This is a genomic window from Brevibacillus sp. HB1.3 (assembly GCF_013186635.1).
Classification (GTDB): domain Bacteria; phylum Bacillota; class Bacilli; order Brevibacillales; family Brevibacillaceae; genus Brevibacillus; species Brevibacillus brevis_D.
Map to the genome: position 1 here is coordinate 233,426 of NZ_JABMIT010000002.1, position 25,589 is coordinate 259,014.

Here is a 25,589-nt window from a genome sequence, read left to right on the forward strand (position 1 = left end):
ATTTAGATTGATTACCACTTGTCCCATGTGATACGATCTCTCCATCGACACTTAACATACATTTTTATTTACTATTTATTTTATATAAGGAGTGAACTTGTTTATGTCTACCTTCCCGAACTGGGCGAGTTTATACCTTCAACGTCTCCAGCTAGACCGCAAGCCCCCTAGCCTCTCTTATCTCAGTGAGCTCTGTCGCGCGCATCTGCAGACCTTCCCTTATGAAAATGTAAGCAAGCTGCTCTTCTTCCGTGACGGGAACCATGAGATACCGACCCCTGAGGAATATGTGCACAATGCGATCCACTATCATTTTGGCGGCACATGCTATACCAACAATCACAGCTTTCTCTCTCTGCTTCGAGCTCTCGGATTCTACGGTCAGCTCGTCTTGCCAGGCGGTGGGCATGCTGCCATCCTGATCGATGGCCCGAATACAGGAGAGACACCTGTCTATGTGGATGCGGGGGCTACCGCTCCTATCTTTGAACCAATTCATTTTCTCGAAGAGGGGAACCATGTAAGGCCTTTTGGCACTGCCTCGATGGATTTGACCAAAAGTCCCGATCATCCTGAACACTATCGCTTTACGCGGTATGAAAACGGAAAAGTGGCAATTCCTCCGTGGGATTTTCATCCGAATGAACGAAAAGAACTGCCTGACCTGTCGGAAGCCATCCGCTCCTCTTTTTTACCGGAGGCCTTCTTTTTGAATCGACTTCACATCCATCGTTTCCAGCTGGAGAGGGATCGCTTCGTACTCCTCAAAAACAACGCTCTCCACATCGGTTATTCAGATGGCACCAACCAGATAACACCTCTCCACACTATCGCTGATATAGAAGCTGCTGTAGCCGATGAAATGCAACTGCCACTTCTCCCTGTTCGCGAAGCGGTAGAAAGCCTGCTTAAGCGTGGTATTGATATTTTCACTGCTCCCAAAAAAGAAGAAGTCCCACTTGAAAACGAAGCTCTCGATCGCCCTACCATTTCCTAATATCTGGTTGACAATGATAATATTTCTCACTAATATGGAAAAGTAGGGAAATGGTATATAAGGAGTGTCGCACTTCATGATGATGGAGATAAAAACATACGTCGTCCAGGAAGGTCATTCTGACAAAATCGTACAAGGCTTTAGCGAGCCTGGTGCTGTTGAGAAGGCTCCTGGCTTTGTAGATTTGAGCGTGCTGGTACAGAAGCCACACAAAGGTGAAGAAGAAGTGGTCGTCATGATCCGTTGGGAATCAAAAGAGGCGTGGAAGCAGTGGGAGCTGAGTGATGTTCATCTGGCAGGTCACCGCCAAGCACGTGAAGAAGAAACTCCAGAGTGGTACATTAGCGGCAAAACTGGCCATTACGAGCTGAAAGCGAAAAAAGAACCGAACCCTTCGTAAATACAAACAAACCAGCCCGACCTCGGAATAACTCCGATCAAACCAGGCTGGTTTTTATTTTCCTCTATCCTTTTTCCAATCCGTACTTCTCCATCTTCCGGTACAAGGTCGACAAGCTGATCCGTAGCTCATTGGCAATCGCGGCTTTATCCTGTCCATACTTGCCTGCGTTCAAATAGCGCTGGAGAATGGAGCGTTCATATTCTGCCACCAGCTTTTCCAGCCCCAAATCGCTGCCCACTGTCGTCGGTTCATCCTCAAACAGCAGATACTCAGGAAGCTCTTCGTTGCCGATGACATGCCCCTCCGCCATGTTGACCATATACTCGACGGCATTTTCCAGCTGACGAATATTCCCCGGCCATTCGTATGCTTGTAGTCGTTGGACGAGTTGGGCTTCGAGCTCCAGTCTACCTTTTTGCAACAACGTCCCATACCGATACAGGAAGTGCTGCAAGTAAAGCGCGATATCCTCCGTACGTTCACGCAACGGCTTTAACCGCAGGGGGATGACGTTGAGTCGGTAATACAAATCCTCGCGAAACGTTCCTTCCCTGACCATGCTCTCCAAATCCCGATGTGTAGCAGCAATGACACGCACATCGACACCCAACGTTTTTACGCCGCCCACCCGATCTACTGTTTTCTCCTGAAGGACGCGCAACAGCTTGGGCTGGAGGGACAACGGAATATCGCCTACTTCATCCAGAAAAATTGTGCCTTTGTGGGCCAATTCAAATTTCCCCGGCTTCCCTTCACGTCTGGAGCCTGTGAATGCGCCACCTTCGTACCCGAACAATTCGCTTTCCAGCAAGGTCTCGGGAATCGCCGCGCAATTCACTGCTACAAATGGCTGTCTGCTGCGCCCACTCTCGCAATGGATGGCTTTGGCCAACAGCTCCTTGCCCGTTCCGCTCTCGCCCCGGATCAGAACCGTTGAAATGCTGTTCGTCACTTTTTTCGCTTTGGCAATCACATCTCGCAAACCTGTTTCTGCCCCAATCAGCTGGGCGAAATACACCGGATGAACCGTGGCCTGTGGCATTTCCTCTTGGATGTTGCAGCTCTTCTCCCGCTCCGCATCCAGCTCAAGCAGCTTGTGCGCTATCAAGGAACTGGTATGCTGCAAAAACGGCATCCATTTTTCCGAGTGGTGCAGCATTTTTTCCTTTTGTTCAGGGGAAAAGCCGATAATTCCGATGACTCCTACCGTCTTCTCCCGTTTGTGCACCGGAAATCCAATCGTCGCCAGCTCCCGGCATTGCTGCAAAAACTTGCAATTGCCACACTGCGACTCGTTCTTTTTCATGTCAAAAATCATTCCCGGCTGTCCGGTTTGCAGGATCATACGGAAAAACGATCCCTCCGGCGCAGGCAATCCAATCAGCTCCTGATAGTAGCCGGTTCCGCTTACACGTATCCCTTGTTCATCCAGGATGGTGACATCGAGTCCCAGTACCTTGGAAATATTGTCGGCGTACGATTGAATGAATTCCTCGATCCGGGAAAACTCTGTCATGCCCCATCCTCCAGTTTCACGTTCCTTTATCCCCTCGACGCTGCCGCCAATGGCAAGCTAGCTAGCGCCTGCTCCAAATCTGCGATGATATCCTCCACGTCCTCCAAACCAGTCGATAAGCGAATCAGACCGTCCGTAATGTTGAACTTGATCCGCTCGGAAGCAGGGATCGAGGAATGCGTCATCGAGGCAGGATGCTGTACCAGTGTCTCGGGATCTCCTAAACTAAACGATATCATAGCCAAGTGCAGAGCGTTAATGAAAGATTTCGCTGCCTCGTAACCGCCCTTTACTTCAAAAGAAACGATCCCGCCCATTCCCGCCATTTGCCGTTTAGCCAGCTCATGCTGTGGATGCGAAGGCAGACCAGGGTAGTAGACGTGCGAGATTGCAGGGTGCTTCGCCAAAAACTCTGCGACTGCCTGAGCGTTTTGTCCATGCTGTCTGACGCGCAAGCCGAGTGTCTTCAGCCCACGCAGGATTAAGAAAGCATCCCAGGCATTCAAATTTTGTCCCAAGTCACCCATGACGTTTTTGCGCATGAATTGGATATGCTCCTGCTTCCCAACGATGAAGCCCGCGATCACATCACCATGTCCGTTCAAATATTTGGTGGCGCTATGCACGACGACATCCGCCCCTAGCTCAAGCGGTCGCTGCAAATACGGCGTTAAGAAGGTGTTGTCGACGATTACCACAATGCCATGAGCGTGCGCCAAGCGGGACAGCGCCGAGATATCCAAAACAGTCAGGCACGGGTTCGAGGGTGTTTCGATGTACAGGACTTTTGTGTTCGGCAAAAAGGCACTCTCGACTGCCTGCAAATCGGTGCAATCGACGAAGTCCGTCACAATGCCATAACGCGGGGCCATAGTCGTAAGAAACTTGTAGCTGCCTCCGTACACATCCCGCGTACACACGACATGATCACCCTGTTTCAAAAAGGCGAGCAAAGCCCCCGAAATAGCAGCCATCCCACTGCTTACACCCAAGGCGGCTTCGCCATTTTCCAATGCGGCGATTTTTTGCTCTAAAGTGGCGATGGTAGGGTTGCCATACCTTCCGTAGTACGTTCCTTCTCGCTCGCCAGCCACGCACGCCGCTGCGGAATCTGCATCTGGAAAAGCATAGGCTACGGCAGGCACGACTGCGGATACCACTGCTCCTGTTTTTTGGCAAGGCGTTTGTGCGGTATGAATAATGGAGGTGTCCATCTTCCACTTATTTGTCGTCATTGATTGTCTCTCCCTTTGGTTTGTGCTGTTACCAAAGGGTATAGCAAGGTTCATGCCAAGGTGAGAAACCGCATCATACCAGGGCTTTGCACTTTTTTCTGCCATCGACATTCGCAATTATGCAAATCAATTTTCTCAGATGCACGCGGAAAAAGCCGTTAGTTGCCCCAACGACTTTTCGCATAGTTGCAATTTTGTTTTGCATGATTAGAAAAACAGCTTATACAAGCATACCGCCCCCGCTTTTCCTGTACTTCAAAATGCCCTCTGCTGCTCGATAGGAAAGAGCGCCCATCGTTCCTGTCGGATTGTAGCCGCTATTATGCGCAAAGGAGGAAGCTCCTACGACAAATACGTTTTCTGCATCCCACATCTGCAAATAGTTGTTGACGGCCGAAGTGTCTGGTGAAGCACCCATGATGACGCCACCTGTATTATGCGTCGATTGGTATGGCGTGATATCGTAGGGTCCGAGCTTGCGGTTGATTTCGAGCTTATCGTTCGCTCCCATTTCTTTGACAATTTCCGCGCATTTATCTGCACAAAATGCCGCTAGCTCCCTGTCCTGGTCGACGAAATCATACGTAATGCGGATCAACGGATCTCCAAAAGCGTCCTTGTACGTCGGGTCCAGATCAAGGAAATGCTGTTGAAATGGCATGGAAGCTCCTTGGGCACCTACGGATATGAATCGATTTGTGTATTTGATCGAAGCAGCCTTGAAATCCTTGCCCCAGCTAGGCGTTCCCGGCGGTACCTTGTTCGTGCCAATTGGTCGAAAGCCGGTTTGTGTGACAGAGATATTCGCACCATGGATAAATTTCAAATTGGAGTGATCGAAGTTATCACCGTTGTAGTCATCCAAACACATTCCCAGCGATCCTGCGCCTGCATAATTGTTAAACTCCTTGTCGTCGAAGAAGCCCACCGCGCCTCCTCTTAAGACTTGATAGGCGTAGTTTTTACCGATCACGCCTTTTCCGGTTGTTGGATCATACGGTTTTCCCAGCTTGGACATGAGCAGGATGCGCGTGTTGTTGAATACATAGCTGGTCATCACGACAATATCAGCGGGCTGTTCGAATTCCTCCCCTGTCGTGACGTCCGTATACAAGACGCCTGTCGCCTTGTTCCCTGTATGTAAAATTCTGCGGACATGGGAATGCGTGCGAATTTCAAACTTCCCTGTCTTCTTGGCCACCGGGATCACGGTCACCACTGGATCGGCTTTTGCTCCGTACTCACAGCCAAACCTTTCACAGAAGCCGCAGTACTGACATGCAGCCCGCGCCACCCCGTCTGGATTGGTATACGCTTGCGAGAGATTGGCTGATGGAAGGATGTATGGATGCAGGTTTTTCTTTTTCGCCGCATCCGCAAACATTTTCATACTCGGTGTAGTACGCATCGGAGGCGTCGGATAAGGACTGGAGCGTTTCCCCCCCAACGGATTCTCCTCGCCAGCGATTCCCGCCATCTTTTCAAACTTATCGAAGTACGGCTCCAGTTGATCGTAGGTAATGCCCCAATCCTGGATCGTCATTCCCTCTGGAATTTTCTTTGCGCCATACCGTTCAATCGTCTTAGAGCGGATTTCGAAATCATAAGGTAGGAAGCGGAAGGTCTGTCCGTTCCAGTGGACACCAGATCCCCCGAGTCCTGTCCCGAGCAAAAAGGAACCGTATGACCGCATGGGAAGCGCACGAACGTTCATTTTACTGCGGAAAGTGATCGTTTCCTTGGACAAATCTTGCATCAGCTCGTAACGGAGGGCATAACGCAATTCATCGTGTACCATGAAGTAGTCTTCGGTTTTGCGCTCCTTGCCTCGCTCTAGCCCCACTACTGTCAGACCTTGCTTGGTTAGCTCAGAAGCAATAATGCCTCCACCCCAGCCCACCCCCACGATCACGACGTCAACCTTAGGTAACTTTTTGGCCATATGTACAGTCCTCCCTAATGTTGATGATCCCGCAAGCTTAAGGGAGCCATCTTCACAAACTCAGGCTTATCGATCAGCTGTGTATACGCCATCTGATTACCTGGGAAATTCTTCATTTTCCAGCCGTCCATATTTTTATTGCCCCCGTATAGAGGATCTGCATAAACACCTTCGATCGTACTGGCCCGCAGCATATTGAAAAAAGTGCTCGCCGAGATGGTCGTCAATTTTACTTCATCGGATTCAAAAGCCTTTAAAACAGCGTCCTGCTGTTCTGGTGGGAGTTCGTAAAACCGCTTTCCGTGGGTACTGTTGCTATAGTTGTTCATCTCTTGTAGGCCGATATCGAATATTTCCCTGCGTTTTAACCTGCCTTGATAGCCCTGTGTAATCTCACCCGGATAAAAGGGCGCTTGCATGTATTCCCGAGCATTAAAGCCCCAATCCCCCGCTAGCTGGTGGTCAATGAAATAAGCTGCACCAAGTGCCTTCGCGCCCGGACCTAGCTCATCCTCAGGAAAAATGCGCTCGCAAGCGGCATCTGCCACCTTGAATTGCTCAGGTGTAAAAAACATCAGCGCCTGATTGTAATCGGCCGCAGGGGGCGGGGCTGCTGGCTGGGCTTGAGGTTCCGGTTTGCGAAGCAAGCTCCCTGCCACGCCACCCACGACCAAGCTCCCGAGCACCAAGCCAGAGTTTTTCAAGAAGTTCCTTCGGGATACTGGCTGCTCCTTCACGTTGTTTGAATCTGCCAAATCTACCACCTCCAGTGATTTCCTTCCTTTGGTTTGTGCATTTTTTCCTCAAGATAATCGTGGTCACAGAAATTTTTCCAACAAGCTCCACTCATAACTTCATGCAGCGAACAAAAGATAACTTTACATAGGTAGGATGACTTGGAGGGATCTTGATGAAGCACTTCCACAAATGGGTTGGAACCGCAGGTTTAGGGACTGTACTTCTACTGACAGCTTGTATGAATCAAGCCGCTCCGCCTACGAAGCCACATACGCCAGCACGCACACAGTCCACAACGCAAGTCCCAAAAGCCGCAACGGTTATTCCAAGCGTGGATCGCGATAAGAAATTCACGACAAACGCACACGGCCATACGCATAGCGGAATGGGCAATGCTCTCTACAGCTCCATGGGCAGCTCACACCTGCACACAGGTGGTCCTTCCACAAAGCTTGAAGCCCAACTGAAGGCAGCGGGCGTACACGGCGTCCAGGCGTTGATTGTGAACGACGCCATCTACTTGGCTCCTTCTACTGCCAATACACAATCGATCAATCAAATGGACCCGATGCAGTCCCATCTCATCAGTAATTACTCCGGAAGCTCCAGTCGCGGGCATGATGCTGCCCGTACAAAATCAGGGAGCGGAACCCCAGGGACATTGGGTACGAGCGATCATCAGAGCACATTTGCACAAGCACGCGCCCAAATCGAGCGTATCTATGGGACAGATACACCCGTGAAGGTCGTGAGCTCAAAAAAAGGCATCAAAGCGCTAGAAACGGTGAAAAAACAAATGAAGGATCAGAAGAATCAACAAGCCATGGCTGAACAGTTGAACGTGCTTATTCGTGAAGCGAAGCGGTAACCATAGAAAAAGGGACAAGCCTACTCGCTTGTCCCTTCCCTTATTTCGATAAAAAATCATGGATTTCGTTCACGGTCTCTTGCGGATGCGTCACCATCAGCAAATGTTGTGCCTCCAGTATCATTTTCACCTCGGCCTGCTTCACTATTCCTTGATAGGTGGCAACTGCCTGTCGATGAAACTGCTGCTCTTCTTTTGACAATAAGCTGTCGTCAGCCAGCAGTAATAGCACGGGGCATGTTAGCTGTTGGAACAATTCCGGTTGGCTATGGACGCTGTACTCCTGGAAGTAAGCGGAAAACGCCTCCCTCGGCAAACGGTATCCGTAGCTTCCGTCTTCGTTTTTCACAAGCTCCTCTCGCATCCACCCCTCTGGCATCACGCTCTTACCATACCGCTCAGAGAACTGCCTTTCTGCCTCCTCTACGGAAGAAAAACGCGTGGTAGCCAGCCGCTCGACAACCTTCTCCCGATTGAATCCAGGGACTTCTCCCAAGGAATAATAGCCTCCATCCAGCAAAACGAGCGCAGCTACGCGCTTGAGCTCGCGAATCGCAAGCATCTGGGCAGGCACAGCTGAAAAGGAAGCTGCGACAATCGTTACTTGTTCGAGCTGTTCTTTCTCCAAAAGTTGAATCAAATCCGTTACGATCCGCTCAAATGAAAAGGAGCCATGGCTCACAGAATTCCCGTGACCTCGGATATCTACCGCGATCACCCGATATCGCTCTGCCAATGCTGGCAAGATGGGCGCAAACAGTAGCTTGGTGTTGCGAATGCCATGCAAAAGCAGCAGGGCAGGTGCACCTGGCTTTCCTGTTACACCGTACTCCAGTGTGCCCCCTTCTACCTGCAAACGATTGACTTGCGCGAACAATGCTGCGTTCATTTTGCCTGCCTCCTTACTAAATACGTTTGGGGATCAGCACGCCAATATGAGCATGCGAAAGCCTTTGCCAAGTTTACTCTCTCTTTACTTAATCGTCTAGAAGAGGGTTGGTAAATACCTCTTTGTTCAGGCTGTCGTGGTGAGGAGGAAACAGGGCTCAGATTCTAGGGCCACCCCCTGGGGGATTGACTGCACGACTCCATGCAAAAAGCGAAACCGCGTCCAAAGTGGTCCCCTCATGATGTGTTTCAGAGGTGGACGCTTAAAAGCTTGTTTCGCTTTTTGCACTCCGTCTCGGTCGGTGTCCCTAAGATCTTCGCTTATTTCTCCTGTTTCCTCTGCGAGCTGCTTGTTTTTCTCCTACCAAAACCGCGTGATACGGTGTCTTCCATACACCCGTGATATACTAGTAGTCAAACGCTGAACTGGGAGTTTCGTTTAATCAAATATTCAAGATAACGAAATAAAGGAGTTATCATGGGACAATATTTAATCAGAGAAAGCACGAAAGATGACGCGGGTTTTATTGAGCAAAGAATCGTTGAATACAATGAATCGAATGTTCCGTTTGAACTGACTGTTCCTTTTTCAAAAATCAATAAACACGTTCGTGATGAAGATGGCAATATCATTGCAGGAATAAACTGTGTGTACTATTCTTGGAGATGTTTGTACATTGATGCTTTATGGGTCAGAGATGATTTGAGAAAGAACGGATTGGGAAGCAAGCTTCTTCTTGAAATTGAAAACACAGCTAGAGAGTATGGAATTCATTTGATTCATTTAGATACTTTTGATTTTCAAGCAAAGGACTTTTATGTAAAACATGGGTACGAGATACATGGTGTACTCGATGATTGCCCTCTTTCCCATCAAAGATTTTACCTACAAAAGAGAATTGATTAGCAGTCTAATCTTCCGCAAAAAGGTAGCCCTACATCCAATAATGGCGTAGGGCTCTTTGTGTTTCACATGTTACTCCTCAAATTTCACCATTTCCAAATTGGTTTTCTTGACCTTCACCAAATACAACAAGTAGATCAGGCCGACAGAGCTCCATAGCAAGCCCAGCATCATGGACGTTGCTTCTAGGTTGACCCACAAAAAGGCGATGAACGTTGTCCCGATGAGTGGAGACAACACGAAGCCCCACCAATCCTTGATAGACTTGTTCTTTTGTTTGCGGAAATAGTACGCCATTACGCTGATGTTTACAAAGCTAAAGGCGATCAGTGCGCCGAAGTTAATAAAGGACGTGGCGGTTAGCAAATCCATGTACAAAGCAAACAGCATCAACGCTCCTACCAACAAAACGTTAAGCACGGGCGTTCTCAGCTTCGGATGTACATAACCGAACCAGCGCTTCGGCAAAAATCCGTCTCTGCCCATTGCGTACAACAAACGCGTGACACTCGTGACGGATACAAGCCCGGAAGCGAGCGTTGAGGACAAGGCGGCGGCCAAAAACACCAATTGAAAAATGGTTCCGCCGATAAACAACGCAATCTCCGCTGAAGCAGCTTCTGGATCAGATAATACCGAAACATCAGGAAATAATGATTGCATGAAATAAGAAGCCGTAATAAATAGCGCTCCTCCCGCGAGTGCTACGAGCATAATCCCGCGAGGAATCGTCTTTTTCGCATCGACGGTTTCCTCCGTGAGCGTTGTCACGGCATCAAAGCCAAGGAAGGAAAAACAAAGAATCGATGCACCGGAAAGCAGTGCAAGGACAGACATATCCGGTGACAAAAATGGACGCAGGTTGAATACTTGCCCAAGCCCGTCACCTTGCATAAGACCACGGATTGCCAATCCCGCAAACAGCACGACGACGACGACTTGAAACAGCACCAAAATCGAGTTGACGGATGCGGTTACTGTTACGCGAAATACGTTTAACCCCGTCACCAGTACAATGAATCCTATAATCCACCATACAGTCGATACATCAGGAAATACGGATGATAGGTAAACCCCTGTCAACAAAGCGTTAATCATCGGTAAAAACAAATAATCCAGCAAGGACGCCCAGCCTACCAGAAATCCGGCATACGGATGGATCGTTTGCTGCGTATACGTATATGCGGTCCCTGCTGATGGGAATAGCCGTACCATCTTTCCGTAGCTTGCTGCCGTAAACAGGATTGCAAGAAGTGTGACTGCATAAGCAGCAGGAACGTGCCCCCCCGTTTCTCCAGAAACAATGCCAAAGGTGTCAAAAACGGCCATCGGGGCCATGTAGCCCAGTCCAATTACGACAATATGCCGCAACTTCAAACTACGTGTTAGTTCTGCTCTCCCGTTCACTGCCTGTCCCCCTTTTTGTAACAGAATAATTATACACGTCAATTTATAATCACGAAAGAAAAAAGCGCCACTGCACACGGGTTCTCCATGCACAGCAGCGCTTGATTTATATGAGTATTTCCTATGCTTTTGGCAGTTCAAAGGAACTCTTCAATGATACAATCCGGTTGAATACGAGCTTATCATCTGTCGTATGCTTCGGATCGACATTGAAATAGCCATGACGGAAAAATTGATACTTGTCTTGAGGCTTGGTTTCTTTCATATTTGGCTCCACATAGCCTTGCAGCACTTCCAACGAATTCGGGTTAACATTGTCGAGGAATGTGCCCTCTGCATCTTCATCATCCATAATCAGTGGCTCGTACAAACGGAATTCTGCAGGAACTGCTTGAGTCGCATCCACCCAGTGAATCGTACCTTTTACCTTGCGACCTGTAAAACCGCTGCCGCTCTTCGTCTCAGCGTCATACGTGCAATGGATCTCGATCACGTTGCCTTCTGCATCCTTCACAACGTCATTGCATTTTATGAAATACGCGTGCTTCAGACGTACTTCATTTCCTGGGAACAGGCGGAAATACTTGCTCGGCGGGTTTTCCATGAAGTCGTCCTGCTCAATGTAGATTTCGCGGGAGAACGGAATTTCACGATTGCCCATCTCTGGGTTCTCTGGATTGATCTCCGCTTCGAGCATCTCGACCTGTCCTTCCGGATAGTTCGTGATGACGACCTTCAACGGATTCAAAACAGCCATCGTACGTGGTGCCTTTAGCTTCAGGTCCTCACGGATGAAATACTCCAGCATTTTCTCGTCAACAGTGCTGTTCGCGCGCGCTACCCCTACTTCACGAGCGAATGTACGAATCGCTTCCGGTGTATAGCCGCGACGACGGAAGCCTGCGATGGTTGGCATGCGCGGGTCATCCCAGCCGTCTACTACATTCTCATCGACAAGCTGTTTCAGCTTGCGTTTACTCATAACGGTGTTTGTCAGGTTCAAGCGAGCAAATTCGTACTGGTGTGGTACCTTCTCCATCTCGCACTCGCGGACTACCCAGTCGTACAACGGGCGATGATCTTCGAATTCCAGCGAGCACAGGGAGTGTGTCACGCCCTCAATAGCATCCTCCAACGGATGAGCGAAGTCGTACATCGGATAAATACACCATTTGTCGCCCGTGTTGTGATGCGTTGCATGGGAGATTCGATACAGAACCGGATCACGCATGTTGAAGTTCTGCGAAGCCATGTCGATTTTCGCACGCAGCACCTTTTCCCCGTCCTTGAATTCCCCTTGGCGCATACGTGCAAACAGGTCCAGATTTTCCTCCACAGACCGGCTGCGGAACGGACTATCTGTGCCTGGCTCTGTCCATGTTCCACGCATTTTACGCATGTCTTCTGGAGACAGATCGTCTACGTAAGCCAGACCTTTTTTAATCAACAGTACCGCTCGGTTGTACATCTCTTCAAAGTAATCAGATGCAAAAAACAACCCGTCCCATTCGAAGCCAAGCCATTGAACGTCTCTTTTGATAGCCTCTACGTATTCGATATCTTCCTTCACCGGGTTAGTATCGTCAAAACGCAGGTTGGCCTTGCCGGAAAATTCTCGTGCCAACTCAAAGTTGAGGCAGATCGCTTTTGCATGTCCAATATGAAGATACCCGTTCGGTTCTGGGGGAAAGCGGGTAATGATTTCCTTTACTTTGCCCTCTTGCAAGTCATCAATCATGATATTGCGGATAAAATTGGATGCCGCTACCTTGTTTTCCAATGAAATCAACCTTTCACTTCACCTTTACATTCCATAATACTGATTCTCAACCCAGAGTTCAACAAAATCGGGTCGTTGACCGACCCGCTCACGTCTCCCATTGCTGCCCCGTTTGCCATTGTGACCTGCAATACAGGTGAATAACAGAATCAATGGCTAAGCGCTGCTCCGTGATCCCACGAATCGTTTCGAGATGCTTCGGGGGGATCAGATGCAGCAAAGGCTGTTCAACATGATTGAACCGTTGGAATGCTTCCGCTGCAATCCGATCCCACTGCGGGTAATACCGAAGCAAATCATCGGGCATTACACGGGAGCGGTCCGTGTCGGACTCGGGCAAACACTCAAAAGGTTCATCCAAATTTAACGTTCCATAATCATCAGTCAGCTCTTCGCCCGGAAAAACATCCCTTGCAGCCAATTCCATATCATACATGGTCGGCACACAATTCGCATGAAAGCTGTGGTTCACGTACCTTGCCTTATCCCAACAAAGAATGTACTTTCCGAACTGGTTCTTAAACGAATATTTTTGTACGTCCTGTTTTCGTAATGAGTCAAGTCTTTCCACAAATGCAGGGTCCAATACTTGGTCCAAATCATCCTGTGCCCATACAATCGTTCCTTTTGGGATAAACCTTGTCGCAAACACACCGTACCCGATCTCATCGTTGATATAGCGCAATTCTGTATCGGGATGCATCATGGTCTTTGTTTCACTCCTTGGCAAATGTGCCTTTTTATCATCATAAGCAGCTTTGCCCCAGGAGGTGTGTGAATATCTTTCGAAAAATACATAGCATTCCTAACTATTTTTCCGGATTAAAATATTTTTCTTATTTACCACAAATGGTAAATAGTCTATATTATTGGCAAACGGAGTTTTAGGAACATTTTCCCACAACGATTGCATCAGTATATGTGTCATTTTATGCTTCACCCATTGATATCGAAACGGCATACCCGGGGAAATCCGGCGACGCAAAGCTACAGGGGCTACCTCCGCAACAGCGGACACGCTTGCCAGCTACCGAAGTATTGATGTAGGACGCGACCAATGATCCTATATCATTGGTCTTTTTTTGCGCTCATAATGTCTATTTTTGTCTACTTTTGTATGTTTGTGTATTTTTAACTTTTAAAGGAGGTGAGGCAACAGCGGATAGCCGGTTTAATGAATCATTATTCTTTTTCATCATGAAGGAGGTTTCATAGGAATGTCATTCTGGAAGAAACTCTCGACCGTCGCGCTGACTGCTGTCATCGGGGTATCAACATTCTCTGGAGCACAAGCTGCTAACCGTCCAACATCGATGTCACCGAACGCAATGGTGACGACTCCTCACTACCTGGCTACGGCTGCGGCCCTGAAAACCTTGGAAGACGGTGGAAATGCAGTAGATGCTGCTATTACAGCCGCTTCCACCTTAGCTGTTGTCTATCCTCATTACACAACCATTGGCGGAGATAACTTCTGGCTCATTTACAATGCCAAAACAAAAGAGCTGAAAGCGCTGAACGGCAGTGGTCGCGCAGGCGAAAAGGCAACCATCGACTATTACAAAGGCAAAGGCTACGAAAAAATCCCGTCCCGCGGTTATGAGTCCGCAAACACTGTCCCTGGTGTCGTCTCCGGCTGGTGGGAGGCGTACAACTACGCTCATAAAAGCATGGGCAACAGTAAGCTTCAATGGAACAGACTGCTGGAGCCTGCCATTGGATACGCCGAGAACGGATATCCCGTCTCCCCCAACCAAGTATATTGGACAAAATACGCGACAGATCCAACTGACAATGACTTGAAGAATCTTCAACGTTTTGATGGATTCCGCAAAACATTCCTGAAGCCCAACGGCGATCCTTATGCAGCAGGCGAAATTCTCAAACAAAAGGATCTCGCCAATACTTTGCGAATCATTGCGAAAAAAGGCGCTGACGGTTTTTATAAAGGTGAGGTTGCTAAAAAAATCGTTGCAGACATGAAAGCCAACGGCGGATTGCTCACGTTGAAAGATTTTGAAAAGCATACCTCCACTTGGGCAGATCCCATTACGGTAGACTACCGCGGTTACAAAGCGTATAACGTTCCGCCTAACTCCCAAGGGATGGCATCGCTCTCTATTCTTAATGTTTTAAACAACTTTGACCTCAAGAGCATGGGTGAAGGAACACCCGATTACTACCACACGATTGTGGAAGCTACCAAACAAGCTTTTGCTGACCGCGACAAATGGCTGACTGACCCTGCCTTTGCGGATATCCCTGTGGATGAGCTGTTGTCCAAGCAGCACGGAAAAGATTTAGCTGCGCGCATTGATATGAAGCAAGCCGCCAAATCCGTAGAACCGCTTGATCCAAAAGGCGATACAACCTGGTTCGGGATCGTCGACAAAGATGGAAATGCCGTGTCCATCATTCAGAGTCACTACTTTGACTGGGGTTCCGGCATCGTAGCGAAAGATACGGGTGTCCTTTTGCAAAACCGCGGAAGCTATTTCTCTTTGGATTCCAAACACATCAATCACTTGGAACCAGGAAAACGTACCTTCCACACCATTAACCCAGCTATGCTCTTTAAAGGGGACAAGCCTTATCTTCTTTACGGAACACAAGGGGGAGAAGGACAGCCGCAAACGCAAGCCGCTCTCGTCACACGCATCGTCGACTTTGGTTTCAGCGTGCAAGACGCAATCGAAGCGCCAAGATGGCTGCATGGACGCAACTGGGGATCTGCTTCCAACAATCTCAAGGTGGAAAGCCGCATCCCTCAAGAAGTCCTGGACGAGTTAATAAAACGTGGACATCCAGTTGAAAAGCTGGAAGCAGCCTATACCGACGCGATGGGACAGTCCGGCGCAATCCTGATTGACCCGCAAACCAATGTAAAATTTGGCGGTGCTGACCCTCGCGGTGAAGGCGCAGCAATGGGCTATTAATATTTTGTCAGACTGCTGAGTTCATCTCAGCAGTCTGCCTGTTTCTATTTCGCAATCACGGATTAGGAGTGGAAAAACCTATGTTTTTGTTCAACAAGCTCAGGAACAAAATGATCCTTTGGTTTCTCATTGTGGCTGTCATTCCACTTACTGCCGTTTCTTTGTTTATCACGAACAGCTTTTCATCCATTCTGATTGATAAACAAAAATCATCCTATGTTGACCTTACTTCCAGTACAGCCATAGCGATGGATCAATATCTGGACCGGCGTATGACAGAAATACAAGTTTTAGCCCGCACCTCGGATATTCAATCCGATGATGCAGCGGCAAAAAATGAATTTATCCGCAAGTTTACCGAGGAAATGAAACTGTATGACGGAAATACGTTTATCGCAAGCGATGGAAAAGTAACGGCTGATACGTTCCCCAAAAGCGTTGGTATCAATTTAGGCGAGCGCCAATTCTTCAAAGACGGTATGCAGGACAAGCCCAGCTTCTCCGATGTTCTTGTTGCGAAGACAACCGGCAATCGCTCTATTATCGTCGCTTCCCCTGTAAAAGGGAAAAACAACGAGAAGCTTGGTGTCTTGACCGGGCTCGTCAATGTAGATGACTTCACAGCTACCTTTCTCAAAGATTTGAAAGTAGGCAACGATGGTTATCCGATTCTCGTTGATAACAAGAACCAAATTCAGTACCATCCTACCCAGGATCTGATCGGAAAACCGCTTGCGGAATCCGCTCTGCCGCAACCATTGATGGAAATCCTTCAATCAGGAAAAACGGAAAAGGGCTCATACAGCTACTCGGACAATGGCAAGGAATACGTTGTCACCTACTCTCCCATTCCCAAGACCAACTTTGGTTTATATCTGCATATCCCTGTCGAATCCATAACGTCTGCGGTTTCATCCGTTACCACCATGGTTAGGATCATTGTCATCGTTGTAGTTGCTGTCGTGACTGCAATCGCCTACGCTGTTTCCCGGCAAATCTCACGCCCTATTGCGGCAGTTGCCTCTGTGGCTAACCGCATTTCCGAGGGTGAACTGACTGTACAACCCTTGCAAATTCGAACCAAGGATGAGGTTGGACAGTTATCCCAATCAGTAAACACAATGGTACTTAACCTGCGAACGATTATTCAACAAGTAAATGATACAGCTTCAGATCTTGCTTCTTCCGCAGAGGAATTGTCGGTCAACGCTGACCATACGAGCAAGGCTACCGAGCAAATCGCCATAACGATTCAGGAAGTAGCTTACGGTGCGGAAAAGCAAGTGAAGAGTGTAGAGGAAAGTGTCACCGCAATTCAAGGCGTATCGACAGGGGCTCAGCAGGTCGCCACGAATGCACAGCAAGCTGCCGAATCAGCTTTGGGTGCTTCCCAAATTGCAGTGGAAGGCAACCAGGCCCTTCAAGTCGTTATCAGCCAGATGCAATCGATTGAGAACACTGTTGGCAACATTGCTGATATCGTCAAACGATTAGGAAACAGCTCGCAGGAAATCGGACAAATCGTACAAGTCATCACCGCCATAGCTGAACAAACAAATCTGTTAGCGCTTAATGCAGCGATTGAAGCGGCGAGAGCTGGTGAACAAGGGCGCGGATTCGCCGTTGTAGCAGACGAAGTGCGCAAATTGGCTGAGCAGTCCGCGGAATCCGCGCAACAGATTAAACTGTTGATTACGACGATTCAGCTCGAGTCAAACCAGGCCGTTCTATCGATGGAACAGGGTACCAAAGAGGTCGCTACTGGACTTACGGTCGTTAACAATGCAGGCAAGTCCTTCGAACAGATCCAAGATGCTGTCACGCAGGTGGCAAGCCAAATTCAAGAAGTAAAGGCTTATTCTGAGCAAATGTCGTTTGGCACCAAACAGGTGGTAGAATTGGTTAGTGTCATTGAAGAAGTAGCGGAGAATTCTGCTGACGGAACACAAAGCGTATCAGCCGCCACAGAAGAACAGCTCGCAGCTATGGAAGAAGTCAGTTCATCATCTACTTCCCTAGCAAGAATAGCCGAAGAACTGCAATCTCATGTAAGCAAATTCAAAATTTAGTCCAACAACCCAAAAAGGAAAGCCGCCTTGCAAATTGCCCGGCGGCTCTTTCCTGCTTGTGCTTACACAAACTCCCACATCCGGTCAGGATGGTTCGTGCAAATTTGAACCTGAGGATGCCACGAAATGACTTCGCGGATATGTTTCGGATCATCCAGCGTCCACGCGATGACTTTGAAGCCTTTTTCAATCGCAGCTACTGTTAGCTCACGATTCAGAAACGGATATCCCATGGAGAGGATCGTAGCACCTGCTGCCTCCATCTGTTCCAGCATGAGTACAGGGCGACCATATACAATCAGGCCCGTCTGTACTTCTTGATCGAGCGTGCGAACGTGACGGATCAAATCGTGGTCAAAAGAAGTCAGGTGCACCTCTTGCTTCATTCCATGCTTTTCTACAAGCGCGAGCACCTTTTCAGCGATATCCGGGTACATATCACTTGTTGCTTTCAACTCGATATTTAGCGTGCAGCGACCTTTTACTGCGATTAGCACTTCCTCTAGTGTAGGGATTCGCTCGCCCGCAAACTTGTCGCCAAACCAGCTCCCTGCATCCAGCTCACGCAGCTCTGCCAAGGTATGATCCATGACCAGACCGCGACCATTGGTCGTGCGTTCTAGCGTAAAGTCATGAATCAGCACCGGAACACCGTCACGCGTCAGCTGTACATCAATTTCCATTGCTTTGATAGCTGGCTCTGCCAAAGCCAGTCGAATCGCTGTCATTGTATTCTCCGGGGCTTTGCCTGACCACCCGCGATGTGCCATACAAATGTTCATTTCGCCAGCTCCTCTATCATTTCGTTTCTGTTATTTTTTCAAAAGCTTGCTGCCTTTTTCCGTTGCCGTCTGCATCGCTTCATCTACTGTCGCTTGGCCAAGCATCGCACGCTGCAGTTCTTTTTGAATCACATCCTGCAATTCTTTGTAGCCTGGAGCCATTGGACGAGGATAGCCGTATTGCAGCTGATCTACCGCGACCTTGAAGTTTGGATCTTTTTCATAGAATGCCTTCATTTCAGCCGAATCAATTGCTTCTGTCGTAACAGGCATATAACCGGAAGCGATTGACCACGGAACCGTTTGCTCGGTATCGGTCATCCACTTCATGAATTCCCACGCCGCTTTTTTCTCTGCATCAGTCGACTTCGCCAGCATCACGAGATTCGCGCCGCCCGTTGGCGTACCAAAGTTTTTATTGGCCGGAAGGAAGGCTGCACCCATGTCAAATTTGGCATTTTTCTTCAATTCCGTCAAGGAGCCTGTCGATGTAAAAATCATGCCTACCTTTTGATTCAAGAAGTCTTGCTCCGCTACATCCCACGCATTGTAGTTTTCTCCTGGAGGGTTTTTCATGATGCCTTCCTTCACCATTTTGGACCAGAGCTCAAGTGGTGCTTTTCCTGCTTCGTTGTTGATCGTCAGCTCTTTGCCGTTCTCACTCAGGATGTTGCCCCCGCCTTGGAAAACAAGCGCTTCGTAGAACCAGATATCAACTGGTGTAGAGAAGCCGTACCGGGTAATTTTGTCTCCTTCTTTTTTGCTCAGCTTTTGCGAGAAGCTGACCAGTTCATCCCATGTTTTCGGACCGTTCGAATCAAGCCCTGCTTCTTTTAACATATCGCGGTTGATGTACAGCAGTGGAGTGGAGCGGTTAAATGGTACTGCGTACAGTTTGTCATTCCAATAAGAGTTTTTCATGAGACCTGGAATGTACTTCTTTTCATCCCCTTGGGAGTAAGGTGTCAAATCTTCCAAAACCTTTGCATCCGCAAATGCCGCGATCGAAGCGATCTCGACCATCGTGACATCTGGATTGTTACCCGCTGCTACCGATGCCAATACTTTGGAGTGGTTCTCTTGATACGCCCCTTGGTAGGCTGGTTTGACGATAATATCTTTATGTGTTTCATTGAATTTTTTGACCATTTCCTCGATGGTTTTCCCACGAACGCCACCCAACGCATACCAGAAATCAATTTGGACAGGGCCACTGGATGCTGTAGACGCTGCAGGCTGAGAAGTGCTACCTGTACTAGCAGACTGTTCTTTACTAGATGATCCGCATCCAGCCAATACTCCTGACAAGCCGATAGTCAATGCACACAGAATCGTTCCAGTTCTTTTCAATGAAAACATGGTTTGATTTCCTCCCTAAGTGCTCTCTTTTATTATTTGGATTGATAGATGAACGCTTTGATAATATGCCGTTGTGCCACGAAGAAAATCACGAGAATCGGCAGAATGAGGATCATGTTGCCCGCCATCATAACGTTCCACAAGGTTCCACCGTCGGACATGTGCAAGCTCGATATTCCGATCGGCAAGGTGCGTACCTCGTCGCTGTTCGTCATAATCAGCGGCCAGAAATAGTCGTTCCAGTGATAAATAAAGCTAAATAGTCCAAAAGTGACCAGCACCGGTTTCGCCATCGGGACCATGATCGTCCACATGATCTTCCATTCGGACGCGTTATCTAGACGTGCTGCCTCGATCACTTCATCGGGCACCTGCATGAATGCTTGCCTGAGTAGGAAGATTCCGAAAGCACTGGCTGCGTACGGCAGGATGAGCGACCACAGCGTGTTGACGAGTCCCCAACCGCTCAATTGCACGTAGATCGGCAAGAAGATGACTTGTCCGGGAATCATCAAGACAATCAAGACCAGACCAAACAACAGATTGCGACCGGGAAACTTGTAGCGTGCAAAAGCGTAAGCCGCAGGTACCGCTGTTAAAAATTGCAGGATCAATATCCCTACCGCAACCAGAATGCTGTTCCACGTATACATAAGGAACGGACCAGATTCCCAGGCTTGGGCGAAGTTGCTCCACTCCCACGTCTCAGGCAAAAGCGTCGGGGGAAATTGCAGGACCTCTGGCATCGTTTTGAAAGCCGTCGATGCCATCCACAGAAACGGGAACACAAACAGGAACGCCACGAGCAAAAGTCCAATCCATTCTACGGTCTTGCGTGAAGCCAAAACCACTCGATACATGCTGCTCCTCCTTTCTCACGAGTTCATCAGCGATAATGCACGCGCTTGGACATCACCAGGAAATGTATAGCTGTTAAAATCCCTACCAGTATCAGCAAAATGACAGAGGCAGCCGAAGCAATCCCGCCATTGTAGAAGTCCATGCCCTGCTGATAAATGTAATAGACAAGCATGTTCGTACTATTGATTGGACCACCCTGTGTCATAATGGCGATCGTGTCAAACGCTTGGAAGGATGAGATCGTATTAATAATGAGCAAAAAGAAAATAGTCGGCGACAGCATCGGTATCGTAATCCGTCTCAGCGTCCGCCACCACGGCGATTGATCGAGCGCTGCTGCTTCGTATATATCGCCCGGAATGCTTTGCAATCCTGCGATGAAAATGAGCGTGTTATAGCCGACACCTTTCCAAATGCTGACGATAATCAGTGACAGCAAGGAGCTTTTCGGATCAGTCAGCCACGTATACGCAGGCAATCCGACCGCTTCCAGTCCTGCGTTCAACAGGCCAAACTGCGGGTCCATCAGCCACATCCATAGCATCGAGACAGATACCAGCGAGATGATGTGAGGACTGAAAACAGTCGCCTGAATAATGCCGTACACCTTTGCTTTTTTGTTCAGCCACAGGGCGAGCAAGAAGGATAGCGTCAGGCCGATCCCCACTGTCGCAATGGTAAAGACCGCGGTATTTCCCAATACTTGATGAAAATCCCCGTCTACCATCAAGTCCTGATAGTTTTGCAAGCCTACCCATTCCATTTGCTCCAAATTGATCAATGACCAGTCCTGAAAGCTCAAATAAATGATCGAGCCAATCGGATAAAAGAAGAACAGGACAAAGCAAATCAATGCGGGTGCCAGATACAAGTACGGACGCAGCCGGGATGCGAGGTCAGACCATGCAAATGCCGGCGAGTCCACTTCTTTTCTTGACTGGCTTACACCCGGCAACTCCTGTACAGTTGCCGCTTTTCGCATCAGTTATCCCCTCCTGCGCGTGTCGATACAGGCACTCGTCCACTCATGCGACCCACTCGTTTTCCGCTCCCTTTTTCGAACACATAGATGTACTCCCACGGTACAGTGACCGTGACCGAGGAGCCGACCTGCATCGCGACTTCCGAGTCCGCTTTGACGATGACCCTGCCTTTTTCCGTCTCCACGTGAAGGAGCGTGTCTGAGCCGAGAATTTCCCTGGATACGACCTGACCCCGTGCGTTCCACACCTCTTCGCTCGTGATGGCAGAGACAGCAGCGGGCAACAACACTGCTTTTTCCGGGCGGAATCCCCATACGTGCTCACTCTTGCCCTCCGCAGAAACAATGTTCATCGGCGGAGAACCGATAAATTGGGCAACAAACAGATTTTCCGGCTCCTGATACAAATCCATCGGGGTCGCTACTTGCATAATGTGTCCGTCATTCATGACGACGATCTGATCGCCCATGGTCATCGCCTCAACCTGATCATGCGTCACGTAGATGAAGGTGCTGCCGAGCTGCTTGTGCAGGCTCGTCAATTCCACACGCATCTGATTTCGCAGCTTCGCATCGAGATTGGAGAGCGGTTCGTCCATCAGGAAGACCTTTGGCTTTTTCACCATGGCCCGCGCGAGTGCAACACGTTGCCTTTGACCACCGGAGAGCTGAGAAGGCTTGCGCTTGAGATAATCGGTTAGCCCGACGATTTCCGCGATCTCCTCGACCAGCACCTGACATTCCTTTTTCGACGTTCCGCGGTTTCTCAAGCCATAGGCGATATTGTCGTACACGTTCATTGTTGGGTAGAGAGCGTAATTTTGAAAAACCATCGCAATATCACGCTTGCCAGGTGGCAATTGGTTCACCGTTTGATCACCGATTATGATTTTGCCGTCTGTCACTGTTTCCAAGCCAGCAATCATCCTGAGTGTGGTTGATTTCCCACAGCCGGACGGACCTACCAGAACCGTAAAGGAGCCGTCTGGAATGACCAAATCTAATCCTTTGACCACACTTTGATTCTGAAAGGCTTTCGTTACCTTCTCCAACACCACACGTGCCATCTGCTTTTATTTCCCTCCTTGTGCCTTTGCGGCCAGCATCTCCGTAACAAATGTCTCGAAATCGGCGTAGCGGTAATCCGGAGAAGCGTAGGGCCATTTCTCTTGTCCGTACCACTCCAGCACGACAGATTGCACACCCGCTCCTACCGCAGCCAGTACATCATAGCGACTGTCACCGATCATCATGGCTTGCTCGGGACGTTTGCCTATCGCTCCCAGTGCTTTTTGTACAGGCTCAGCCGACGGCTTGCCTCGTGATACATCATCGACCGTGACGATTGCCTCAAACAGATGCTCAATTCCCGCCATCTCCAGACCAGCCAATGTAAACTCCCGTTGCTTGTTCGTAACGATCGCCATCGTAAAGCCCGCCGCCTTTAGCTTTTCCAACCCTTCACGAACAAATGGAAACAGTTTAACGTGTTCTTCATGATGCTCCCGTACATAGGCGAAGTATCTCTGCAGCACTTCCTTTTTGTCAGGAACGCCTGCTGCTGTAGCAACTGCCGCCAAAAAATCATCAAACGATTCTCCAAAACGGGCGAGAAGCTCATCCCTGCTAAAATGTCCCGGTGCGTACTGCTCAGCAGTAAAAGCAACGGCATCCACGACCGCATCCCGACTGTCCAGCAAGGTCCCGTCCAAATCAAATAACAACGCTTGAATCAAGGTTCTTACACTCCTTCCACAGCAGGGGGCTTCCGACTGAAACAGCTGTCGCTCCATGCTTTAATACTTCCTCCATCTGTTCCCGCTTGCGAATTAGCCCGCCAGAAATGATCGGGGTATCGATCACACTTCGAAATTCTTCGATAAACTCCGGCAGCAAACCAGGCATCAGCTCAACCGCATCAGGCTGTGTATCTTGCAGGGAGGTTAGGCCTGATTTAATCGAGTCGCTATCAACCAAAAACAAACGCTGAATCGTCAGCAGGCCTTGCTTTTTCGCCAGCTTGACCAGTGTGTTGCGCGTAGTGACGATCCCGTCTGGCTTGACGTAGTGCCCCAGAAATGCAATGCCTTCCCGGTCATGACTGATTCCGCCAATCCGCTCCAAATGAAGAAATACAGGAATATTTTTCGCCTTAAAATAATCCACGTAGCCTTTAATCACACCAATGTTGCCAATCGAGAGTACCGCAGCACTCAAATTTGCCTCTGCCGCTTTTTCCAGGTGCTTCGCTTCTTTTACAGAAGCGATTAGCTTGTACTGTGCCAGTCTTGCACGAAACTGTTCCCGGTTCACTCGTTACGCCTCCTTATGCCCAAGACAAAAAACCCTGCGACATGACAATGCCAAAGAACTCTCGATGAAAGTGCTTGGAAAGGCTGTCGGGGGTTTCTCCATGGCTCCAACCGAAGGGATGTGTTCACTTGTTACTTTGAATGGTACTGTACGAGCGTTAAGGAAGCTTAAAGGGAATGTTAATTATCAGAAAAGATGTGGTTTACAATTGTTGATCGGACTTTAGTGGAGGAGAGGAAGCTGCCTTTAAACCTGGTATTCTGCAATTGATAATTCTCTTTTATTTAAAGTTATAGACCGGAACCCCTTACAGTACAAGGAGTCCCGGTCTTCTAAATCACCATGTCATTGAAAATTAGTTTTAGTCTATAGTCTCAGACAGTTCTTGTCCTCTAATATCAGATTGGCTCCGCATGGATAAAGATACCACTGCTGGCAGGAGCGCAATCGCTACACCGATTGCACCAATCCAACCGACGGCTTGAAGTGATATGTTTTCTACAACCATGCCCCCAATTACGGCTCCAACGGCCATGCCCAATTGTACGATGGAAGTGTTCAAGCTCAGAATGATTCCCGAGGCTTTAGGTGCCATGCCAATCAGATATACTTGTTGGACCGGACCAGTCGACCAAGCAAAAAAAGACCACAACATCAGTAAAGGCAGCACGAATACGGAAGAATGGGAGAATGCTGTTATTAGTAGCAAGATCCCGGAGTGGAGAAGCAAGCCACCAATCATAGTACGGGGAATCCCCCATTTATCTGCGCCATAGCCGCCAACCTGAGAGCCAAGAAGACTGGCTATACCGAATACAAATAGCCCGATACTGACCATCCGGTCGCTCATCCCAGTAATGGTCAGGAGGAACGGAGAAATATAAGTGTAAATGATCGTATAACCCAGAATCCAGAAAAAGCTAATGGACAAGGCAATAGAGATTCGAGGCGTTTTAAGCAGGGAAAGCTGCTCCCGTATGGGAACTGGAATCTCGCCCTTAGACTTGGGAATGGTCAGCAGAAGGACAAACATAGCGATCAGGCTGAGCACTCCGATACCCATAAAGATGATCTTCCAATCATAGAAGCCAGCAATAACTCTCCCCAGAGGAACACCTAGAATAAGCGCGAGATTAAAGCCTAAGAGAACCGTTGCAATCGCACCGCCTTGCTTGCCCGGCTGAGCAATCTTAGAGGCAACGGTTAGGGCGACCACCATAAATACACCGGTTCCAATCGCCAAAATAATTCTAGCTCCGAACAACATGGCGAAGCCAGTCGTTGTAATCGTGACTAGATTTCCTAAAAGAAATAGCACCAAAGCAGCCAACATGAGCTTTCTTCGGTCCATTTTTGCGGTGATTGCAATCAAAATTGGAGTACCGATCGCGTATGCAAGCGAGTAGACAGTGATGAGCTGCCCGGCTGCTGCTAGCGTCACGCCGACATCACTTGCGACCCTATCTAATATTCCAGCGATAACAAATTCAGATGTCCCTACCAAAAAACTGACGATGGCCAGTATGTAAATTTTCCATGAGTTTAGCATATCGATCCCTCTCATTCTATTTTCGCAATTCTAGAAACGTGCGAATAATACCCAGATAAA

The 25,589-nt window shown here is 48.7% G+C and carries 22 protein-coding genes and 1 riboswitch; of the genes, 6 read left to right on the forward strand and 16 right to left on the reverse strand.

Features of this window, described 5'->3' with window-relative positions:
• Positions 1–103: 103 nt before the first annotated feature.
• Positions 104–997, forward strand: coding sequence for an arylamine N-acetyltransferase (locus HPY31_RS05760; RefSeq protein ID WP_172139271.1), 894 nt, complete (start codon positions 104–106; stop codon positions 995–997).
• A gap of 76 nt (positions 998–1,073) precedes the next feature.
• Positions 1,074–1,397 (forward strand): antibiotic biosynthesis monooxygenase family protein, encoded by a 324-nt coding sequence (locus HPY31_RS05765; protein WP_015893708.1) that lies wholly within the window; start codon positions 1,074–1,076, stop codon positions 1,395–1,397.
• A 64-nt stretch (positions 1,398–1,461) separates the two neighbouring features.
• Here the strand turns inward: HPY31_RS05765 and HPY31_RS05770 are convergent, their stop codons facing one another.
• The 4 genes from HPY31_RS05770 to HPY31_RS05785 all read right to left on the reverse strand — a co-directional run bounded on the left by HPY31_RS05770 (position 1,462) and on the right by HPY31_RS05785 (position 6,848).
• Positions 1,462–2,916, reverse strand: coding sequence for a sigma-54 interaction domain-containing protein (locus HPY31_RS05770; RefSeq protein ID WP_172139273.1), 1,455 nt, complete (start codon positions 2,914–2,916; stop codon positions 1,462–1,464).
• A 26-nt stretch (positions 2,917–2,942) separates the two neighbouring features.
• The gene (locus HPY31_RS05775; protein ID WP_172139275.1) at positions 2,943–4,151 is read right to left on the reverse strand and encodes a trans-sulfuration enzyme family protein; all 1,209 of its coding nucleotides are present in this window, start codon (positions 4,149–4,151) and stop codon (positions 2,943–2,945) included.
• A gap of 220 nt (positions 4,152–4,371) precedes the next feature.
• Positions 4,372–6,093: a GMC family oxidoreductase gene (locus HPY31_RS05780; RefSeq protein WP_172139277.1), complete on the reverse strand. Its 1,722-nt coding sequence runs from the start codon at positions 6,091–6,093 to the stop codon at positions 4,372–4,374.
• Between the two features lie 14 nt (positions 6,094–6,107).
• Positions 6,108–6,848, reverse strand: coding sequence for a gluconate 2-dehydrogenase subunit 3 family protein (locus HPY31_RS05785; protein ID WP_026134000.1), 741 nt, complete (start codon positions 6,846–6,848; stop codon positions 6,108–6,110).
• 155 nt (positions 6,849–7,003) lie between these two features.
• Here HPY31_RS05785 and HPY31_RS05790 point away from each other — a divergent pair, with 155 nt between their 5' ends.
• Positions 7,004–7,699 carry a hypothetical protein gene (locus tag HPY31_RS05790; protein ID WP_172139279.1) on the forward strand — a complete coding sequence of 232 codons (696 nt, stop codon included), beginning with the start codon at positions 7,004–7,006 and terminating at the stop codon, positions 7,697–7,699.
• Between the two features lie 40 nt (positions 7,700–7,739).
• Here HPY31_RS05790 and HPY31_RS05795 read toward each other — a convergent pair whose 3' ends face one another.
• Complete coding sequence (locus tag HPY31_RS05795; RefSeq protein ID WP_172139281.1) at positions 7,740–8,588, reverse strand: alpha/beta fold hydrolase; 849 nt, start codon at positions 8,586–8,588, stop codon at positions 7,740–7,742.
• Between the two features lie 477 nt (positions 8,589–9,065).
• Between HPY31_RS05795 and HPY31_RS05800 the strand changes: the two genes are divergently transcribed.
• The gene (locus tag HPY31_RS05800; RefSeq protein ID WP_172139283.1) at positions 9,066–9,494 is read left to right on the forward strand and encodes a GNAT family N-acetyltransferase; all 429 of its coding nucleotides are present in this window, start codon (positions 9,066–9,068) and stop codon (positions 9,492–9,494) included.
• A gap of 69 nt (positions 9,495–9,563) precedes the next feature.
• Here the strand turns inward: HPY31_RS05800 and HPY31_RS05805 are convergent, their stop codons facing one another.
• The 3 genes from HPY31_RS05805 to HPY31_RS05815 form a co-directional block, all read right to left on the reverse strand.
• Positions 9,564–10,898 (reverse strand): APC family permease, encoded by a 1,335-nt coding sequence (locus HPY31_RS05805; protein ID WP_172139285.1) that lies wholly within the window; start codon positions 10,896–10,898, stop codon positions 9,564–9,566.
• 121 nt (positions 10,899–11,019) lie between these two features.
• Positions 11,020–12,687 (reverse strand): glutamine--tRNA ligase/YqeY domain fusion protein, encoded by a 1,668-nt coding sequence (locus HPY31_RS05810; RefSeq protein ID WP_216675492.1) that lies wholly within the window; start codon positions 12,685–12,687, stop codon positions 11,020–11,022.
• Between the two features lie 79 nt (positions 12,688–12,766).
• Entirely contained in the window at positions 12,767–13,384 is a 618-nt protein-coding gene (locus tag HPY31_RS05815) for an SET domain-containing protein (protein ID WP_172139289.1), read from the reverse strand.
• A gap of 240 nt (positions 13,385–13,624) precedes the next feature.
• Positions 13,625–13,713, forward strand: a riboswitch (cyclic di-GMP riboswitch).
• A gap of 182 nt (positions 13,714–13,895) precedes the next feature.
• Here HPY31_RS05815 and ggt point away from each other — a divergent pair.
• Complete coding sequence (ggt, locus tag HPY31_RS05820; protein ID WP_172139291.1) at positions 13,896–15,614, forward strand: gamma-glutamyltransferase; 1,719 nt, start codon at positions 13,896–13,898, stop codon at positions 15,612–15,614.
• 80 nt (positions 15,615–15,694) lie between these two features.
• Complete coding sequence (locus HPY31_RS05825; RefSeq protein ID WP_172139293.1) at positions 15,695–17,683, forward strand: methyl-accepting chemotaxis protein; 1,989 nt, start codon at positions 15,695–15,697, stop codon at positions 17,681–17,683.
• A gap of 62 nt (positions 17,684–17,745) precedes the next feature.
• On the opposite strand, the gene HPY31_RS05830 is transcribed toward HPY31_RS05825, so the two are convergent.
• The 8 genes from HPY31_RS05830 to HPY31_RS05865 form a co-directional block, all read right to left on the reverse strand.
• Positions 17,746–18,465 carry a glycerophosphodiester phosphodiesterase gene (locus HPY31_RS05830; protein ID WP_016741931.1) on the reverse strand — a complete coding sequence of 240 codons (720 nt, stop codon included), beginning with the start codon at positions 18,463–18,465 and terminating at the stop codon, positions 17,746–17,748.
• Positions 18,466–18,495: 30 nt separating this feature from the next.
• Positions 18,496–19,824, reverse strand: a complete 1,329-nt coding sequence (locus HPY31_RS05835; RefSeq protein ID WP_172139295.1) for an ABC transporter substrate-binding protein — start codon at positions 19,822–19,824, stop codon at positions 18,496–18,498.
• 32 nt (positions 19,825–19,856) lie between these two features.
• Positions 19,857–20,684: a carbohydrate ABC transporter permease gene (locus HPY31_RS05840; RefSeq protein ID WP_064200328.1), complete on the reverse strand. Its 828-nt coding sequence runs from the start codon at positions 20,682–20,684 to the stop codon at positions 19,857–19,859.
• A gap of 26 nt (positions 20,685–20,710) precedes the next feature.
• Entirely contained in the window at positions 20,711–21,667 is a 957-nt protein-coding gene (locus tag HPY31_RS05845) for a carbohydrate ABC transporter permease (RefSeq protein WP_172139297.1), read from the reverse strand.
• The gene (locus tag HPY31_RS05850) at positions 21,667–22,734 is read right to left on the reverse strand and encodes an ABC transporter ATP-binding protein (RefSeq protein WP_172139299.1); all 1,068 of its coding nucleotides are present in this window, start codon (positions 22,732–22,734) and stop codon (positions 21,667–21,669) included. Before HPY31_RS05850 ends, HPY31_RS05845 begins: the two co-directional genes overlap by 1 nt.
• A 6-nt stretch (positions 22,735–22,740) precedes the next feature.
• The gene (locus HPY31_RS05855) at positions 22,741–23,403 is read right to left on the reverse strand and encodes an HAD family hydrolase (protein WP_172139301.1); all 663 of its coding nucleotides are present in this window, start codon (positions 23,401–23,403) and stop codon (positions 22,741–22,743) included.
• Positions 23,381–23,980, reverse strand: coding sequence for a glycerol-3-phosphate responsive antiterminator (locus HPY31_RS05860; RefSeq protein ID WP_015893728.1), 600 nt, complete (start codon positions 23,978–23,980; stop codon positions 23,381–23,383). Before HPY31_RS05860 ends, HPY31_RS05855 begins: the two co-directional genes overlap by 23 nt.
• A gap of 361 nt (positions 23,981–24,341) precedes the next feature.
• A complete protein-coding gene (locus HPY31_RS05865) occupies positions 24,342–25,529 on the reverse strand; it encodes an MFS transporter (RefSeq protein ID WP_172139303.1) in 1,188 nt (395 codons plus the stop codon).
• Positions 25,530–25,589 lie beyond the last annotated feature (60 nt).

Bases quoted from the DNA above. Each gene is read 5' to 3' on its own strand.
- HPY31_RS05845 (WP_172139297.1), bottom strand. From the start codon at position 21,667: ATGCGAAAAGCGGCAACTGTACAGGAGTTGCCGGGTGTAAGCCAGTCA.
- HPY31_RS05770 (WP_172139273.1), bottom strand. From the start codon at position 2,916: ATGACAGAGTTTTCCCGGATCGAGGAATTCATTCAATCGTACGCCGAC.
- HPY31_RS05795 (WP_172139281.1), bottom strand. From the start codon at position 8,588: ATGAACGCAGCATTGTTCGCGCAAGTCAATCGTTTGCAGGTAGAAGGG.
- HPY31_RS05790 (WP_172139279.1), top strand. From the start codon at position 7,004: ATGAAGCACTTCCACAAATGGGTTGGAACCGCAGGTTTAGGGACTGTA.
- HPY31_RS05830 (WP_016741931.1), bottom strand. From the start codon at position 18,465: ATGAACATTTGTATGGCACATCGCGGGTGGTCAGGCAAAGCCCCGGAG.
- HPY31_RS05840 (WP_064200328.1), bottom strand. From the start codon at position 20,684: ATGTATCGAGTGGTTTTGGCTTCACGCAAGACCGTAGAATGGATTGGA.
- HPY31_RS05760 (WP_172139271.1), top strand. From the start codon at position 104: ATGTCTACCTTCCCGAACTGGGCGAGTTTATACCTTCAACGTCTCCAG.
- HPY31_RS05780 (WP_172139277.1), bottom strand. From the start codon at position 6,093: ATGGCCAAAAAGTTACCTAAGGTTGACGTCGTGATCGTGGGGGTGGGC.
- HPY31_RS05825 (WP_172139293.1), top strand. From the start codon at position 15,695: ATGTTTTTGTTCAACAAGCTCAGGAACAAAATGATCCTTTGGTTTCTC.
- HPY31_RS05815 (WP_172139289.1), bottom strand. From the start codon at position 13,384: ATGATGCATCCCGATACAGAATTGCGCTATATCAACGATGAGATCGGG.
- ggt (WP_172139291.1), top strand. From the start codon at position 13,896: ATGTCATTCTGGAAGAAACTCTCGACCGTCGCGCTGACTGCTGTCATC.
- HPY31_RS05835 (WP_172139295.1), bottom strand. From the start codon at position 19,824: ATGTTTTCATTGAAAAGAACTGGAACGATTCTGTGTGCATTGACTATC.
- HPY31_RS05775 (WP_172139275.1), bottom strand. From the start codon at position 4,151: ATGACGACAAATAAGTGGAAGATGGACACCTCCATTATTCATACCGCA.
- HPY31_RS05765 (WP_015893708.1), top strand. From the start codon at position 1,074: ATGATGATGGAGATAAAAACATACGTCGTCCAGGAAGGTCATTCTGAC.
- HPY31_RS05800 (WP_172139283.1), top strand. From the start codon at position 9,066: ATGGGACAATATTTAATCAGAGAAAGCACGAAAGATGACGCGGGTTTT.
- HPY31_RS05865 (WP_172139303.1), bottom strand. From the start codon at position 25,529: ATGCTAAACTCATGGAAAATTTACATACTGGCCATCGTCAGTTTTTTG.
- HPY31_RS05850 (WP_172139299.1), bottom strand. From the start codon at position 22,734: ATGGCACGTGTGGTGTTGGAGAAGGTAACGAAAGCCTTTCAGAATCAA.